The organism is Arthrobacter bambusae, from assembly GCF_022606295.1.
Classification (GTDB): domain Bacteria; phylum Actinomycetota; class Actinomycetes; order Actinomycetales; family Micrococcaceae; genus Arthrobacter; species Arthrobacter bambusae_A.
In genome coordinates this window covers 60,215-76,508 of record NZ_JAHHZS010000011.1, presented here as the reverse complement: position 1 = coordinate 76,508, position 16,294 = coordinate 60,215, and the positions used below count along the sequence as shown (strand labels likewise).

General features: G+C 65.5%; 15 protein-coding genes. 10 read left to right on the top strand and 5 right to left on the bottom strand.

Annotation, left to right across the window (positions count from 1 at the left end; all coding sequences use genetic code 11):
• Positions 1-121 precede the first annotated feature (121 nt).
• A complete protein-coding gene (locus KNN17_RS09830; RefSeq protein ID WP_241708608.1) occupies positions 122-2,239 on the bottom strand; it encodes an ABC transporter permease subunit in 2,118 nt (705 codons plus the stop codon).
• Between the two features lie 7 nt (positions 2,240-2,246).
• Positions 2,247-3,467 (bottom strand): sugar ABC transporter substrate-binding protein, encoded by a 1,221-nt coding sequence (locus tag KNN17_RS09825; RefSeq protein WP_241708605.1) that lies wholly within the window; start codon positions 3,465-3,467, stop codon positions 2,247-2,249.
• Positions 3,468-3,861: 394 nt separating this feature from the next.
• Here KNN17_RS09825 and KNN17_RS09820 point away from each other — a divergent pair, with 394 nt between their 5' ends.
• Positions 3,862-4,224 carry an SPW repeat protein gene (locus tag KNN17_RS09820; protein ID WP_078105154.1) on the top strand — a complete coding sequence of 121 codons (363 nt, stop codon included), beginning with the start codon at positions 3,862-3,864 and terminating at the stop codon, positions 4,222-4,224.
• Positions 4,225-4,400: 176 nt separating this feature from the next.
• Here the strand turns inward: KNN17_RS09820 and KNN17_RS09815 are convergent, their stop codons facing one another.
• The 3 genes from KNN17_RS09815 to KNN17_RS09805 form a co-directional block, all read right to left on the bottom strand.
• Positions 4,401-5,399: a zinc-dependent alcohol dehydrogenase family protein gene (locus KNN17_RS09815; protein ID WP_241708603.1), complete on the bottom strand. Its 999-nt coding sequence runs from the start codon at positions 5,397-5,399 to the stop codon at positions 4,401-4,403.
• A gap of 17 nt (positions 5,400-5,416) precedes the next feature.
• Entirely contained in the window at positions 5,417-7,285 is a 1,869-nt protein-coding gene (locus tag KNN17_RS09810; protein ID WP_241708601.1) for a glycoside hydrolase family 15 protein, read from the bottom strand.
• A gap of 112 nt (positions 7,286-7,397) precedes the next feature.
• A complete protein-coding gene (locus tag KNN17_RS09805) occupies positions 7,398-8,453 on the bottom strand; it encodes a zinc-dependent alcohol dehydrogenase family protein (protein WP_241708599.1) in 1,056 nt (351 codons plus the stop codon).
• 293 nt (positions 8,454-8,746) lie between these two features.
• On the opposite strand from KNN17_RS09805, the gene fdh reads away from it, so the two are divergent.
• The 9 genes from fdh to KNN17_RS09760 are packed head-to-tail and all read left to right on the top strand — an operon-like array spanning position 8,747 to position 16,292.
• A complete protein-coding gene (gene fdh, locus KNN17_RS09800; RefSeq protein WP_241708597.1) occupies positions 8,747-11,992 on the top strand; it encodes a formate dehydrogenase in 3,246 nt (1,081 codons plus the stop codon).
• Positions 11,989-12,807 (top strand): 4Fe-4S dicluster domain-containing protein, encoded by an 819-nt coding sequence (locus tag KNN17_RS09795; protein WP_241708595.1) that lies wholly within the window; start codon positions 11,989-11,991, stop codon positions 12,805-12,807. The genes fdh and KNN17_RS09795 overlap by 4 nt, the downstream gene beginning before the upstream one ends.
• Positions 12,804-13,736, top strand: a complete 933-nt coding sequence (gene nrfD / locus KNN17_RS09790; protein WP_241708593.1) for an NrfD/PsrC family molybdoenzyme membrane anchor subunit — start codon at positions 12,804-12,806, stop codon at positions 13,734-13,736. The genes KNN17_RS09795 and nrfD overlap by 4 nt, the downstream gene beginning before the upstream one ends.
• Before the next feature lies 1 nt (position 13,737).
• Entirely contained in the window at positions 13,738-14,280 is a 543-nt protein-coding gene (locus KNN17_RS09785) for a hypothetical protein (protein ID WP_241708591.1), read from the top strand.
• On the top strand, positions 14,281-14,571 hold the full coding sequence (locus tag KNN17_RS09780; RefSeq protein ID WP_241708590.1) for a monovalent cation/H+ antiporter complex subunit F: 291 nt from the start codon (positions 14,281-14,283) through the stop codon (positions 14,569-14,571).
• Positions 14,568-14,873 carry a monovalent cation/H(+) antiporter subunit G gene (locus KNN17_RS09775; protein ID WP_241708581.1) on the top strand — a complete coding sequence of 102 codons (306 nt, stop codon included), beginning with the start codon at positions 14,568-14,570 and terminating at the stop codon, positions 14,871-14,873. The genes KNN17_RS09780 and KNN17_RS09775 overlap by 4 nt, the downstream gene beginning before the upstream one ends.
• Complete coding sequence (locus KNN17_RS09770) at positions 14,870-15,163, top strand: Na(+)/H(+) antiporter subunit B (protein WP_241708580.1); 294 nt, start codon at positions 14,870-14,872, stop codon at positions 15,161-15,163. Before KNN17_RS09775 ends, KNN17_RS09770 begins: the two co-directional genes overlap by 4 nt.
• The gene (locus KNN17_RS09765) at positions 15,160-15,948 is read left to right on the top strand and encodes an MnhB domain-containing protein (RefSeq protein WP_241708579.1); all 789 of its coding nucleotides are present in this window, start codon (positions 15,160-15,162) and stop codon (positions 15,946-15,948) included. The genes KNN17_RS09770 and KNN17_RS09765 overlap by 4 nt, the downstream gene beginning before the upstream one ends.
• Positions 15,945-16,292, top strand: a complete 348-nt coding sequence (locus tag KNN17_RS09760; RefSeq protein WP_078105144.1) for a sodium:proton antiporter — start codon at positions 15,945-15,947, stop codon at positions 16,290-16,292. The genes KNN17_RS09765 and KNN17_RS09760 overlap by 4 nt, the downstream gene beginning before the upstream one ends.
• Positions 16,293-16,294 lie beyond the last annotated feature (2 nt).

Sequence of the window (16,294 nt, the reverse complement as noted above, 5' to 3'; positions counted from 1 at the left end):
GGACTTGCATGGACAGGCCGCAGGGGTGGCCAACGGTCCCTCGAGGAAGCCTGCCACCCTTGAACATTAAGCCTGCTGACCATCCACGTCCAGTGTTGCCAGGCACAAGCCGGTTTGGCAGTTACGTCCTGGAGCGCCCGCGGCGCGCGACGGCGTCGATCGTCACTGCCGCGACGAGGACCAGCGCGGTGACGACGTACTTGGCCGGTGCGCTGTAGCCCTGCAGGCCCATGCCGTTATCGATCGTCGCGATCACCAGCCCGCCCAGGACCCCGTGCAGCACTTTGCCGCGCCCGCCGAACAGGCTGGTCCCGCCGATCACTGCGGCCGCCACCGCGTAAAGCACCAGCGTGCCGCCGTCGTATGACGTCGAGACGGAGCGGAGCCGCGACGCGTAGACGATTCCGCCGATTCCCGCCGTGAAGGAAGCGAGCATGAAGGCGAGGGTACGGATGCGCGCAAGGTTCACGCCTCCCCGCCGCGCGGCCTCGGCGTTGCCGCCAATCGCGTAGACGTAGCGGCCGAACCGGGTACGCCCGAGCAACAGCGTCCAGGCGGCGAGGACCCCGAGCACCACCAGGAGCACCCACGGCACGCCGCTGATTTCCACGAGGGTGCCCCGGTCGGTATTGCAGAGCCACACGATGGCCACACCCGCGGCGAGCGCCGCTGCGATCTTCAAGGCGCTGACGCTGGCAGGCGGCGCGACGAGCCCGGTATTGCGCCGGCGGGCGTCCCGCAGCCACGTCCACGCGCTGAACGCCCCGACGACGACGAACATGAGGATCCAGCTGGTGACCGGGCTGAGGTTGCCGCTCGCGATGTTGTTGATGACGGTGTCATTGATGGGCACCACGCCGCCGCTGCCGAGGATGATGAGCATCACCCCAAGCCAGCCGAGTTGGCCGCCGAGGGTCACGACGAACGACGGCAGGCCGAGCCGGGTGATGATCGTCCCGTGGAGCAGTCCGATCCCGGCGCAGCTCAGCAAGCCGACGGCGATCGCCGCCCACCAGGGCCAGCCTGTGGACTCCTGGACGAGTTCGGCCATGATGACGCCGCCCACCCCGCCGACATACCCGATGGACAGGTCGATTTCGCCGAGCAGGAGCACGAAAACCTGGCCCATCGCCAAGAGCATGAAAACCGAACCTTGGATGAGCAGGTTCACCAAGTTGCCGGGAGTCAGGAAATTCGGGTTCAGGGATTGGAACAGCACGGAGATCAGCAACAGGCCCGCGAGAACCGGCAGCACTCCGCTCTCGCCGCCCCGGACCCGAGCGAACGCCGCGCGGAAGTAATCGGGCAGCGAGGTCGCGGTGATGTCCGGGTTCAACGCCAATGCGGCCTTCCGCTTGGCCGCAGCCGTGGTCGGCTCGTCCTGGAGCACCGCCGCCGCGGAGGGGAGGGGCCCCTTGGCGGCGGTCAGCTGACGGTTCGACGGCGATGGAGGCGCAAGTTCCGGCCGTGCCCGATCGGAGAACCCCGTGGTCATCAGGTCGACCACGATCTGCCGGTCCATCTCCGCGACAGGTCGGATGGCCACAAGCTGCCCGAGCCTGAGCACGGCGATGCGGTCCGCGACTTCGAACACGTCGTTCATATTGTGCGAGACGACGATGACGGCGACGCCGCGATCGGCGAGCTGGCGGATCAGGTGAAGGACAACCTCCGTCTGGGCGACGCCGAGTGCCGCGGTGGGCTCGTCCATGATGACCAGCTTCGAGTTCCACAGCACCGACTTCGCGATGGCGACGGACTGGCGTTGCCCGCCGGACAGGGACGCGACGGGTTGCCGGATCGACCGCACGGTGGTCACGGCCAGGCTCGCGAGCGTCTCCCGGGCCGCGATCTCCATGCTCTCTTCATCAAGGAGAAGATGGCGAAGGCGTTCGCGGCCGAGGAACAGATTCTGCACGATGTCGAGGTTGTCGCACAGTGCAAGGTCCTGGTACACGGTCTCGATGCCGAGCGCTGCGGCTTCGTGCGGCGAGTTCAACCGGACGGGTTGGTTTTCCCAAAACAGCTGCCCGTCGTCGGGAGCGTGAATGCCGGCCACGCATTTGATCAACACCGATTTGCCCGCGCCGTTGTCGCCGGCAAGGGCGGTCACCTTGCCGGTCGGCACCTCGAGGGTGATGTCGACCAGTGCCTGCACCGGCCCGAAGTTCTTGTCGATGCCCTCCAGCCGAAGCAGGGGCCCGACGTCGGCGGGGCCCGGCGCTGCCAACTCGCTCATCGTCGAACTACTGGATACCTGCCGCCGTGCACGCGTCCTTCACTTGCGAGATGCACACCGAAGAAGTCGCCACGGCACCGTCCTTGACCACCGTGTCCGCCATGTTCTTCGTGGTCACCCACAGCGGGGTCAGCAGGACCGATGCGACGTCGGACTTCGCGGTGTCGTCTGTGGTCTTGCCGTTCACGAGGGTCGATGGAACGGTCACGCCCGCCCGCAGGTAAAGGGCTGCTGCGGCGGCCGCCTGGGCCTCAAAGTAGATCGGCTTGTACACCGTTCCGCACTGGTAACCCTTCAGGATGTTCTGCAGGCCGGACAACGACGCATCCTGTCCCGTCGTCGGGAAGGTCTTGGCGGGGATCTGCTTGCTCTGCAGGTAGGCGATCACAGCGTTGGCGTTGTCGTCGTTCGGCGTGACCACCGCGTTGATGTTCGGGTGGGCGGTGTATTGCTGGGCGAACGTGGTCTGTGCCACCGACGGCGTCCACGTGCCTGCCGGCTCTCCTACGTTGACGTACTCGCCATTGTCGAAGTGCGGCTTGAGCACGCCGTTATAGCCTTCGGCGAACAGTTTCGCGTTGTTGTCGGTCGGATCGCCATCCATGACCAGGATGTTTGGTTTGGTGACTTTCCAGTCCGCGATGCACGTGACTTCGCCCTGTCCGATCAGCTGGCCAACCTTGACGTTGTCGAAGCTTACGTAGGTGCGGTCCTTGGCCCCGCCTTTGACGAGCCGGTCATAGTCGACCACCTTGACGCCGCGCGCGCTGGCGGCCGCCTCGATGGCTGCGCCCGAACCGGAGTCGAGGGCGTCGACCAGCAGCACGGATGCCCCTGCCGTGATGTCAGCCTCGGCTTGCGTCTGCATGGTGCTTGCGCTGCCTTGCGCGTTGTCGATTTTGAACTTGGAAGAGTCGAGTCCCGCGGCTTCGAATGCCTTCTTCAGGTAGGGGGCATCGAAGGTGACGTATCGTGCGGAGGTGGTGGTGTCCGGCAGCAGCACCCCGACCATCCCTTTGCCTTGGGATGCGAGGGACGTGAGTTGTTTCATGGCCGAGAAATCGGCTGTGAACGCATCCGCAGAGATCTGCGGCACCGCTCCTCCGGAGCTCGTGGCGCTCGACGTGGACGATGTGCTCGTGCTCGAGCATGCGGCGAGTGCCGTGATAGCGAGGGTTGCAATGAAGGCGGTTCCGGCGCCTCGTGCCGGGACCTTCATGTTTAACATTTCTTTCCTTCCATTGGTTTCGACAGCAGGCGACCTGGCGGGGTCGGGCCGGAACCTGGGCGTTGGCGCCGGACGCAGGTCCACGCCGGAGGCCACGGCGGTTCTCACCAACGGACGTCGAGGAGCCAGCACTCGGCTGACTGCGACTTTATGACCAGCGACTCGATATCACGGGGTCCTCTCCGGACGGACACGGCGGCGACGCCGGGCATGTCCGTCGATGTTGCTCTATGACTACGTTGTAGACCGGAAGTCTGCGCTTAGCAAGGCTTCGTGCGGGGCAGGATTCGACGACGGGATGCCGGGAAGCAGCCGGGCTCGGATTTTGTTACATCAATACCGGAGTACCTGCCCGATACCCCGGGATGCAGTCCACATCACAGAGGTGGGTTCAATGAAGAAATGGACGCGATGGCAGGATTGGGTCACGGTAGTTGCCGGGCTCTACGCTGTTCTATCAGTCATCTGGACCAAGGCGGCCGGCGGCTCGACTGCCTTGATGCTCGTGTTCGGCGCATTGCTGGTCATCAGCGGCGTCATCAATCTGGCCATGCCCGGAACCCCGGTCATGGAGTGGATCCAGGCAGCCTTTGGCGCCCTGTTGTTCCTTTCCCCGTGGTTCGGTTCCTACGCCATGCAAACCGGCGTCGCCTGGACGTCCTGGATCACCGGTCTGGTGGCGCTCGTCGTCACCGCGATGGCGATCAAACCCAGCACCGAGGAACACCGGCATCACATGGTCAGCCCTTCGCACTGACGTGGTGAAACGCTCAGGTGCTGAAACGCTGAAGTGCTGAAACGCCGAACAGCGGGAACATCGGCCGGCGGGCCGTCATCGGACCCGCCGGCCGCTTGCTGCTCTGCGCAGGTATCCCGACGGCGGGCGCCGCGAATGCCGCCGTCAAAACGGCCGCCCGACCAGGGAGCTGCGGCTCAGACTATGAGGACGGCAGCGCCGGTTATCCGGTCGTTGGCCAGGTCCTGCAACGCCGTGTCGGCTTCGGCTAACGGATACGCCGTCGTGGTGGGGGCCAGCGGGATGTCCGCGGCGAGGGACCAGAACTCTTCGCCGTCTGCCCGGGTATTGGCGGTAACACTACGGAGCTGCCGCTCATGGAAGAGATCCGCGGAGTAGTTCAAAGGCGGTATGTCGCTGAGGTGGATCCCCGCAATGGCAAGGCTCCCGCCCCGGTCCAGCGCCTTGAGTGCCACAGGAACAAGGTCACCCACGGGAGCAAAAAGTATTGCCGAGTCGAGTGGGTCCGGCGGGGAGTCGTACGCGTCGCCCACAAACACCGCTCCCAGTTCACGTGCCAGCTCACGGGCGGACTCCGAACGGGTCATCACGTAGACCTGCGCCCCTTGGTGGCGCGCCATCTGTGCCGTGAGATGGGCAGAGCCTCCGAAACCATAGATGCCCAGCCGGCCACCTGGCGGGAGCTCGGCCCGTTTGAGCGCACGGTACCCGATGATGCCGGAGCACAATAGAGGGGCCGCCTGCTCGTCCGAAAACCGGGGCGGGATGGCATAGGCGAAATCTTCGGATACCGTGAGTTGTTCGGCATAGCCGCCGTCCCTGTCCCATCCGGTGAAGACAGGGGAGAGGCAGAGGTTCTCGTCGCCGCGGCGGCAATGCGCGCAGCTCCCGCAGGTTCCCCCTAGCCATGCGACTCCGACCCTGTCACCGCGCCGGGACCTCACACACCCGTCGCCGGTCTCGCTGACTGTTCCCACCGCTTCGTGGCCCGGTACGACGTTCGGCCTCCGCGGCGCAAGGTCGCCTTCGGCGAGGTGCAGATCCGTGCGGCAGACACCGCAGGCGCGGACACTGACGAGGAGTTCCCGCCGCCCCGGGCGCGGATCGGCCCGTTCGCCCCAAACCAGCGGCCGGGATTCCATCGGGCCTGGTTCCCGGACCCACCATGCACGCATCGTGTTCTCCCTCGCTGCTAACTCTGATTCCGCGCGGCGGGGTCCCCGTTGGCGGCCCGCCGCTCCGCTTTCAGCAGGCGCAGGCCGCTGGCCAGCACGCCCACATGGCTGAACGCCTGCGGGAAGTTCCCGAGGAACTCGCCGGTGTCCGGGTGGATCTGCTCAGGCAGCAGGCCCAGCGGATTCGCGCGTCTGCAGAGGGATTCGTAGAGTTCATGGGCTTCATCCACCCGCCCTTGACCGGCCAGGTTGTCCACCAGCCAGAAGCTGCAGAGGAGGAACGCCCCTTCGCTTCCGGGCAAACCGTCGGGAGAAACCTCTGGCAGGTAGCGGAACAAAAGCCCGTTGCCGGCGTCGAGCTCTGCCGCTATCGCTTTTGTGGTGGACACCATCCGCGGATCGTCGAATTCGATGACGTTGCGGACGGGTAGGGTCAACAAGGACGCGTCCAGGCCGCCGCTGCCGCCCAGATTCTCGGTAAAGGTGCGACGCCGGGGGTCCCAGGATTGCGTCAAGGCAGCCTGCCGGATCCGCCGGGCCGTGGCCTCCCACCGGCGCTTGGGGTAGGGAAGCCCGTCCCTGCGCGCGATCTGGATGGCGCGGTCGATCGCGACGTAGCACAGTGCCGCCGAGTAGGTGAAGGGTCTGCTCTTGTCCCTGATTTCCCACGGCCCGGAGTCCGGAACCCGCCAACTCCTGATGGCCATTTCCACGATCGGGACCAATGCCGCCCAGAGCCGCTCATCGACCCGCTTCCCGCTGCCGGACCACTGGTAGGCGATGTCGACGATTTCTCCGTACACATCGTGCTGGAGTTGGTGCCGGGCACCGTTTCCCCACCTCACCGGGGCCGAGTCCCGGTATCCCCGCAGCTGCGGGTCCTGCACCTCGTCGGGCGGCTGGGAGCCGTCGAGGGCGTACATGACGTGCGGGATACCGTCCCGCTCAACGTTGGTCAGGACCCAGGCCAGGAAGACGTCCGCATCACTGGGATCGCCAATGCGCCGGAACACGTAGTTGGAGAAGGACGCGTCGCGCACCCACGTGTACCGGTAGTCCCAGTTCCGCGACGTGCCGGGCCACTCAGGCAGGGACGAGGTGGCGGCCGCGAGGATGGCTCCCGTCTCGGCGTGATCCAGCATCTTCAGCGTCAGGGCCGAACGCTTCATCAGCTCCGCTTGGGAGCCTTCGCAATCCAGGTTTGATGCCCACCGGCGCCAGGCATAGACGGTCTGGTCAATGAGCTTTTTGCTCTCCGGATGCTGACGGAGCCGGAACCGACCCGACCAATGCAGGACCATGGTCAGCGTTTCTCCCGCGCGAAGCGTCATCTCGGCGGATAGGCCGCGACCGTCGGGCATGAGTTCAACTGAAGACCACAGGTAGACCTCCTGGACTCCGTCCTTCCGCCAATCAAACCGCCAGCCGGTGGCCAAGGTGTCAAAAGTGACACCGGCCTTCGGTACCAGGCTGATGCGCAGCGGGACGTCCCCGCCCACGGCCCTCGCGTGCCGCAGGAGTTCGGAACGGCCAGCCGGCACCGGCTCCGATAGCTCGGCGCCGGCACGCAGCGTCAGTCCGTCCGTCACCTGCAGCACGCCGCGATCGGATACGAGGGACGTGACCAGCACGCAGGAATCCTCGGTATAGCGCTGGGAGGATGCCAGAGTGCGGAGAGGGGCTATTTCGAAACGGCCGCCCGACTCGGCGTCAAGGATGCCGGCCAGGAACGGGGGACTGTCGAATTCCGGCAGGCAAAGCCAGGTCATTGCGCCGTCCCGCCCCACCAAGGCGCACGTGGACCCGTCGCCAATGAGTCCATGATCCTCGATGGGCAAATATCCATCCTGCCTAACCACCGGGCGTGCCTCGGCACCAGTGATCATCGTGTTCACTCCTTTGGGTTCAGGCGAGGCTTCCTATATGGATTCTCTCGCCGATCCCGCGCGCACGCCACAGTCCGCCGGCACCAAGAAACCGCGGGTTCAGGCCGCGACCTCAGGGCGTGAGGAGGACCTTGATGGAGCGCCGTTCGTCCATGGCGCGGTAGGCCTCGGGTGCTTCCTCGAGCGGCATCACGGTGTCGAAGACGCGGCCCGGATTGATCTTGCCGTCAAGCACGTCCGCGAGCAGTTCGGGGATGTACGTGCGCGCCGGTGCCATGCCGCCGGCGATCGAGATGTTCGTGTCGAACAAGTAGCGCAGCGGGGCTTCGGCTCCGCCCGTCGGGACACCAACGAAGCCGAGGGCACCGCCCGGGCGGACACTGTGCAATGCCTGTTCCATGGATTCCTTGGTTCCGACGCACTCCAGCACCGAGTCGGCCAGGACCCCTCCGAGCAACTCGCGGACCTTGGCTACGCCTTCCTCGCCGCGCTCGGAGACGATGTCCGTGGCCCCGAACTCGAGGGCAATCGCCTGTCGGTCGGCGTGCCGGGACATCGCGATGATTCGTTCGGCTCCGAGCCGCTTCGCTGCGAGCACGCCGCAGAGTCCCACCGCGCCGTCGCCGACCACGACGACGGTCCTGCCGGGGCCGACCTTCGCCGCAAGGGCTGCGTGGTGGCCGGTGGCCATCACGTCGGAGAGCGTCAGCAAGCTCGCGCGGAGCGCGTCGTCTGGTTCCGTGACGCCGGGGACCTTGACGAGGGTGGATTCGGCGAGCGGTACGCGCACCGCCTGGCCCTGGCCGCCGTCGATCGCGTGCCCGCTGTCGTCTTTGCCGCCCCAACCCGCCAAATGGTCGCAGGCAACCGTGACGCCGCCCAAGCACTGCGGGCACGCGCCACAACTGACCAAGAAGGGAGCAATGACGAAGTCGCCTACCGCCAGGGTGGTGACGTCGTCGCCGATGCTTTCCACCGTGCCGATGAATTCGTGTCCAATGGCCGAAGGCTGGTGGGTGGGCTTGACGCCGCGGTACGGCCACAGGTCCGATCCGCAGACGCAGGAGGCAGTGACTTTGACGACGACGTCGGTGGGCAGCTGGACCGTGGGGTAGTTACGGTCTTCAACACGGATGTCGCCGGGACCGTGGATGATGGTGGCGCGCATGGGGCTCCTCAAATGGTGGTTGTTGGGCTTGAATCGAGTCTATCCCGCCGCGCCCATGGTCCTGTACTGGCCGGTAGCCAGGCGTCGTGCCGCTCTCCATCGCTACCGGGTTCAATCGGTACCGGAGGACAGAAGCAGCGGGTTGTGATTGCCCGCGCTTTGGCGAACAAGCCCCAGGTGCTTTTGATCAAGCCGGTGGGTTCCCACCCGAAGATGACCGGGCTACTATCGTCCTCGTGACACCCGTGTGACCGAGGTCATGCGGCGGCAGCCCGACGACCTGGAGGTGCCCGATGGCGAATCCGTTGCAATGGCCCGTTCTGCGTCAGCTCCTCGAACACGATCCCACCGGTCGCCATCACGCTGCCAAGTCGCCGGCGACCGAAAGACTCACCGCCCGGATTGCAACTGCGGACCGGGTTGTTCCCTCGGTTTGCCCGTATTGCGCCGTTGGCTGTGCACAAAACGTCTACGTCAAAGACGGGAAGGTCATCCAGATCGAGGGCAACCCGGACTCGCCCATCAGCCGCGGCCGCTTGTGCCCCAAAGGGTCTGCGTCGCTGCAGCTGACCACCGGCGAATCACGTGAGAAGCACGTGCTCTACCGCCGTCCCCACGGTACCGGCTGGGAACGGCTGGATCTTGATACGGCGATGGACATGGTCGCTCAGCGGGTTGTCGATACACGGCGCCGGACGTGGGAGTGGGAAAGCGACGGCGTGCGTACCCGCCGCACCCTCGGAATCGCGAGCCTGGGCGGTGCAACGCTGGACAACGAAGAGAACTACCTCATCAAGAAGTTGTTCACGTCGCTGGGAATAGTCCAAGTCGAAAACCAGGCGAGGGTATGCCACAGCTCCACCGTCGCCGGCCTCGGCACGAGCTTCGGGCGCGGCGGGTCGACGACCTACTTGCAGGACCTTCAACGGGCGGACTGCATCGTCATCCAGGGCTCCAACTTCGCCGAAGCCCATCCTGTGGGCTTCCAGTGGGTGATGGAAGCCAAGGAACGCGGTGCGAAAATCATCCACGTGGACCCTCGCTTCTCCCGGACGAGTGCCCTGGCCGATACCTTCGTGCCGATCCGCGCCGGCACCGATATCGCGTTCCTTGGCGGTTTGATCAACTGGGTCCTCACCCAGGAGGCGTACTTCCGCGAGTATGTTGTCAACTACACGAACGCGGCCACGATCCTGCGGGACGATTTCCAGGACACCGAAGAGCTCGATGGCCTGTTCTCCGGGTTCAACCCCTCGGGGCCGTCTTACGACCCCGAGAGCTGGCAGTACGAGGGCGCCAACGTTGCGGCTTCGTCCGGTGAGAGGGAATCGCAATCCCAAGAGGGGGGAAGCCCTCTGGGGGAGTCCGGGCACGCGCACTCCCACGGTTCCGGCGGCCCCTCGCTGCGTGGACACTGGCGGAGGGACGAAACGCTGCAGGACCCGCGGTGCGTGTTCCAGACGCTCCGCCGGCATTACGCCCGGTACACACCAGAGATGGTCGAACAGATCTGCGGCGTGCCACAGGATCTGTTCGGCGAGGTGGCCGAAACAATCACGGCCAATTCCGGGCGCGATCGCACCACCGCTTTCGCATACGCCGTCGGCTGGACCCAACACACCACGGGCGTGCAATACATCCGTGCCGCCTCGGTCCTGCAGTTGCTGCTCGGGAACATCGGCCGGCCCGGGGGCGGGATCATGGCGCTGCGGGGCCACGCGAGCATCCAGGGCTCCAGCGACATCCCGACGCTTTTCGACCTGTTGCCCGGGTACCTGCCGATGCCGCACGCCGAGCAACACATGGACTTGGACGGATACATCGAGGCCGACTCCGCGGAGCGCGGCTTCTGGGCCAACATGCGCGCCTACACCGTCAGCTTGCTCAAGGCCTGGTGGGGGGATGCCGCGACTGCCGAGAACGACTTCTGCTTCGACTATCTGCCCCGCATCACGGGGAGTCACAGCACCTATGACACGGTTGCCGCCCAGCTGGACGGAATCTGCAAGGGCTATTTCCTCATGGGCGAGAATCCCGCCGTCGGCTCGGCCAACGCACATTTACAACGCGAAGGCATGTCCAAGCTCGACTGGCTCGTGGTGCGCGATTTCTCCCTCATCGAAAGTGCCACCTGGTGGAAAGACGGTCCGGAGATCGCCACCGGACAGATGCGGACCGAAGACATCGCCACCGAGGTCTTTTTCTTCCCCGCTGCCGCCCACACGGAAAAAGCCGGTAGCTTCACCAACACCAACCGGCTGTTGCAGTGGCGCGAACAGGCAGTGGAGCCGGAAGCGGACCGGCGCAGTGACTTGTGGTTCATGTGGCACCTGGGCAACCGCGTGCGTGCGATGCTCGCGGCTTCGGATGATCCGGCCGACCAGCCGGTCTTGGATCTGACGTGGAACTACCCGACGATCGGAACCCACGCGGAGCCTGACTCGGACGCCGTTCTTGCCGAGATCAACGGGACCAAGGCCGACGGAACTCCGCTCTCGGCCTACACCGAGTTGAAAGACGACGGATCGACGTCGTGCGGTTGCTGGATCTACTGCGGGTGCCGGGCCGACGGCGTCAACCAGGCCGCGCGCCGCAAGCCTCACACAGAGCAGAGCATCTCGAGCAGGGAGTGGGGATGGGCGTGGCCCGCCAACCGCCGGGAGCTTTACAACCGGGCCTCCGCCGACCCTGAGGGCCGCCCGTGGAGTGAGCGGAAGAAGCTCATCTGGTGGGACGAGGATGCCGGACAATGGACCGGCGACGACGTGCCGGACTTCGAGCCGACGAAACCGCCGTCCTACCGCCCCGAAGAGGATGCCATGGGCACGGAGGCGATTTCCGGCGTCGATCCTTTCATCATGCAGGCAGACGGGAAGGGCTGGCTCTACACTCCGGCGGGGCTGGTGGACGGACCCATGCCGGTTCACTACGAACCTCAGGAGTCGCCCTTCGACAACATGCTGTACAGCCAGCAAAGAAATCCGGTGCGGAAGCTCATGTCCCGCGAGGGAAACCGCTACCACCCCAGCGGCCGGGACCGCGGCGCCGACGTTTTCCCCTACGTCTTGACGACTTACCGCCTGACCGAGCACTTCACCGCGGGAACAATGACCCGCTGGCTGCCCTACCTGGCGGAACTCCAACCGGAGCCCTTCTGCGAGGTCTCGCCGGAGTTGGCCGACGTGCGCGGATTGGACCACAAGGGCTGGGCAACACTCGTCTCGGCCCGGGGCGCCATCGAGGCGCGCGTACTGGTAACGAACCGGATGAAGCCGCTCACGGTGCACGGACGCACTGTCCACCAGATTGGAATGCCCTACCACTGGGGGCCCAACGGACTGTCACGAGGGGATGCCATGAACGAACTCTCATCCATCGCCATGGATCCGAATGTGCACATCCAGGAGGTCAAGGCGCTGACCGTCGACATACGCCCCGGCAGGCGCCCTCGCGGGCCGGCACTGCTGTCCCTTGTTGAGACTTACCGCCTGCGGGCCGGCATTGACGAGCACACCGGAGTTCAAGGAGCCACCAAATGAGCGTTACCCAACTGGGAATGCCGTCGATCGGAGTCCCGCGCAAGGGTTTCTTCACCGATACGAGCCTGTGCATCGGCTGCAAGGCGTGTGAGGTGGCGTGCAAGGAGTGGAACTCCGTTCCCGCGGACACATCGCTTGAACTCACAGGCGAATCGTTCGACAACACGTCAGCGTTGGGTGCGGATTCCTGGCGGCATGTGGCGTTCATCGAGAAGCAGGTTCCCGCGGCGGACCCGTCGGCGCATGATGGCGTCAAGTGGCTCATGTCCTCGGATGTGTGCAAGCACTGCACACACGCCGCTTGCCTGGACGTATGCCCCACAGGGGCCCTCTTCCGCACCGAGCACGGCACCGTCGTCGTCCAGCAGGACATTTGCAACGGTTGCGGCTACTGCGTTTCAGCATGCCCGTACGGTGTGATCGACCAGCGGCAGGGCGACGGCAGGGTATTCAAGTGCACGATGTGCTACGACCGGCTCGGCGCCGGCGAGGAGCCTGCCTGCGCGAAAGCCTGCCCTACGAAGTCCATCCAGTACGGTGAGCTCGACGAACTCCGTGAACGGGCCGATGCACGCGTGACTGAGCTGCACGAGCGGGGCGAAGAGGGCGCCAGGTTGTACGGGCACAACCCCGACGACGGGGTAGGCGGTGACGGCGCATTCTTCCTGTTGCTGGATGAGCCTGAGACCTACGGCCTGCCCCCTGACCCCGTGGTGACGACGAGGGATCTGCCGGTGATGTGGAAGCGTGCGGCGGGTGCGGCCGCCGGTCTGTTGCTCGGCGCAGTCGCCGTTTTCTGGGGAGCCAGGAATTGAGCCCGCGTCGTGGTGCCACTGAGGAGTTCACGTCCTACTATGGCCGGCCGATCCTCAAGAAACCGACCTGGAGCGCCGTGGACATCGCGGGCTACATCTTCGCGGGTGGCCTGGCAGGGGCGACGTCGATGCTCGCGGCCGGTGCGCAGTACAGCGCCCGGCCGTCCCTTGAGCGGCGCTCCAAACTTATGGCCCTGACCGCGATCTCAGCCTCCGCGGTGGCGCTCGTGCATGACCTTGGCCGCCCGGAGAGGTTCCTGAACATGCTGCGCGTGGCGAAACCGACCTCGCCGATGAGCATGGGCTCCTGGATCCTTTCCCTCTATGGTCCGTTGGCTGGGGCGAGTGCGGCATCCAATGTCCTCGGCATCCTGCCTCGCGCCGGCCGCGCATGCGGAGTCGGTGCCGCGGTGGCGGGTGCTGCCGTGGCCACGTACACCGGCGTGCTGCTTGCCGATACCGCCGTACCCACCTGGCACGACGCCCACGAGGCGCTGCCCTTCGTCTTCGCAGGCTCCGCCGCGGCGTCGGCTGGCGGCGTTGCCGCTGCCCTGGCTCCTGTGGCCGAGGCTGCTCCCGCCCGACGCATGGCGGTAGGCGGTGCCGTGCTGGAAACGGTGATGAGCCTGAAGATGGAACGCAGCGGAAAGCTGTCCGCCGAGACATTGCACCAGGGCCGCGCAGGGACACTACTGCGGCTGTCGAAGGCATTCACCGTGGGAGGCGCCGTGGGTCTCGCATTGGGCGGACGGCATTCGCGCCTCGTGAGCACGATGTGCGGACTTGCTGTCGCTGCCGGATCGGCGCTGCTTCGCTTCGGGGTGTTCGAAGCCGGTGTAGCCTCGACCCTCGATCCCAAATACGTCGTGGTACCGCAGCGGGAACGTGCCGACGAGGCCGCCCGACAGCGCGAAGCAGCGGGCGCATAGTGTGACGGCGAACCGAAATCGAAACGGCCCCGTCGGCAGGTTTTTCGGGCTTCCCGGGGCACGCGGGGTCTCGGGGGCCGTCCTGGAGCTGGTTCTCTGGTGGATCGGGGGAACGCTCTCCTGGCTCGTCACGGTGAGCACCGTGACGCTTCCGGAGACGGTCGCGGCAGCGTCGTCGGCGTTACTCGGCGCGGTGCTTGCCCGCACGGCCCGGCGCGCCATGGGTTTCCAGGCCGCGGCGCGCGGCATCTGGCTACGATGGGCGGCTCTTGTTCCCGCCGCGGCCGTAACCGATACCGTGCGTCTCGCACGCTGGCTCGCGGGCCCCCGGGGGGAGTCCTTGCAGGACCAACGGATGCCGGGAACGGCTAGCCCCAAAGCAACAGGATGGCGCGCCGCGGCCATGATCGCCTTGTCCTCGACACCCGGATCCGTGGTTTTCTATTCCGACCCGGACGCGCACCGGATCCACGTACACGTCCTGGCAGAAGGCTGGCCCCGGCTCGACCGCCACGTGTCCCCAGGCACCGGACAAGGGTTATGAATGGATACCGCGATCTTGTGGTCGGCAGTGACCTTGGCGTTACTGCTCCTCGGGGTGGCGCCAAGCCTGTTCCTGGTTGCCCGCGGTAGCGACGTCCAACGCTTGGTTGGACTCCAGCTGCTCACGGGTTCGAGCATCATGGTGTTGATAGGCCTCTCGATCATCGTCGGCCAGTCTTCGTACCTGATCGTCCCGCTCGTGCTTGCCGTGCTCGCCTCGATCGGGACGCTCGTCTACACCAGGCTGTTGAATCCGGGCATTGATGCGCAAGCGGTAAGGGACGAGGAATGACTGCAATGATCTTCGAGTCCATCTTTGCCGGATTGGGCGTACTGGCGGCGGCTTTCGGCTGCGTGGGAGCAGTACTGGCGCGCGAGCCCCTCGCACGCTTGCACTTCCTGGCGCCCGTGACGACCCTCGGAGTGCCGCTTTTTTCTGTCGCAGCCGTGATCTATTTTGGATTCTCCCTGGGTAGCGCCACCATCATCCTGATCGCGCTGGTCGCCGCTTTCGGCGGTCCCGCAGTGACGATCGCGGTCGGGAGGTCGCTCGCCGACGAGCGGGGACTGGATGTCGGAAGGTCGCCCGAATGAACGACGGAGTCCTGAGCAACCTCCTGATTGGCGTCAGCCTCACCCTGGTGCTTGTGGGAGCCGCGGCCGTCGTGTTCTCGCACCATCCCTCAAAGCAGGCTGTGGTCCTTTCCGGCTATGGGCTGCTGCTCACCATCTTGTTTGTCGTCCTCCAGGCACCCGACGTGGCGCTCAGCCAAGTGGCCATCGGAACGGCTGTGGTCCCCCTGATCGTGGTTCTCGCGATCCGGAAAGTATCCGACATCCGTGCCGAACATCGCGGGATCACAGACGGGCAGGAGGAGAAATGACGCGGCGGATCCGCCTCATCGTTCTTGGCCTCGGCATCGTCGCCTTCGCGGTCTCGATGGCGCTCGCGTTCACGGGCATGCCGCAGTTCGGCGGGGACCTCCACGCATACCGTGACGCGGCCGTTGCGGCCACCTACGCGCATGACACCGCAAACGCCGTTTCGAGCATCAACTTCGACCAGCGCGGCTTCGACACCTTCGGGGAAGAGACGATCCTGTTCTGCGCCGTCATCGGCGTCGCGGCGTTGCTGAGGCCGGTCTACCGCGAACGACGGCGGGAGGTCAGCGAGGCGGGCCACGTGCTCGAATCGACGAACCTCCTCGTCTATTTCCTGTTTCCGCTGACCGTCGTGCTGGCCGTCAACGTACTAGCGCACGGGGCCGTCACCCCTGGCGGCGGCTTCCAGGGCGGCGTCATCCTTTCAACGGGCATCCACTTGCTATACGTCGGCGGCCGATACTCCCTCCTGCGCAAGCTGCGGCCGCTTGCATGGTTCCACCAGGGCGAGGCGCTCGGCGTCGTCTTGTTCGGAGCCCTCGGGATCACGGGTGCCGCGCTCGGCTCGGCACTCTTCGCCAACGTCATCCCGCAAGGCCAGCTCGGCGATTTCATCTCCTCGGGAACAGTGCCGCTCTTCAACATCGCCGTGGGAATGACCGTCTGCAGCAGCGTCATCGTCCTCCTGGCCAGCTTCCTGGACCAAGCGCTCGCGATCCGGGCCGAGCGGGTAAGCGATCCAGGGCGAACGCCACGCTCCGGTTACGAGGAAGGGTCTGCGTCGTGAACTACTACGCATACTTTGTCGCAGTCAGCATCATGCTCCTTGGCGTCGCGGGGATCGCTACGAGCCGCAACCTGGTCCACACTGTCGTGTGCCTTTCGGTGGCCCAGTCGGGCACGTACGTGCTGCTCGTCGCCGTCGGCTTTCAATACGGGGGCGTGGCACCCATTTTCGGCGCGCAAGTCGGCAAGACCACCCCGGTCGTCGACCCTGTGGTCCAGGCATTGACCCTGACCGACATCGTCGTCTCGGCAGCGGTGACGTCGATGCTGCTGGCGCTCGTGATTCAAATCGCCAAGCGCCATCAGGCGATCGATCCCGACCGACTCGGTCGGTTGGAGGGCTGAGC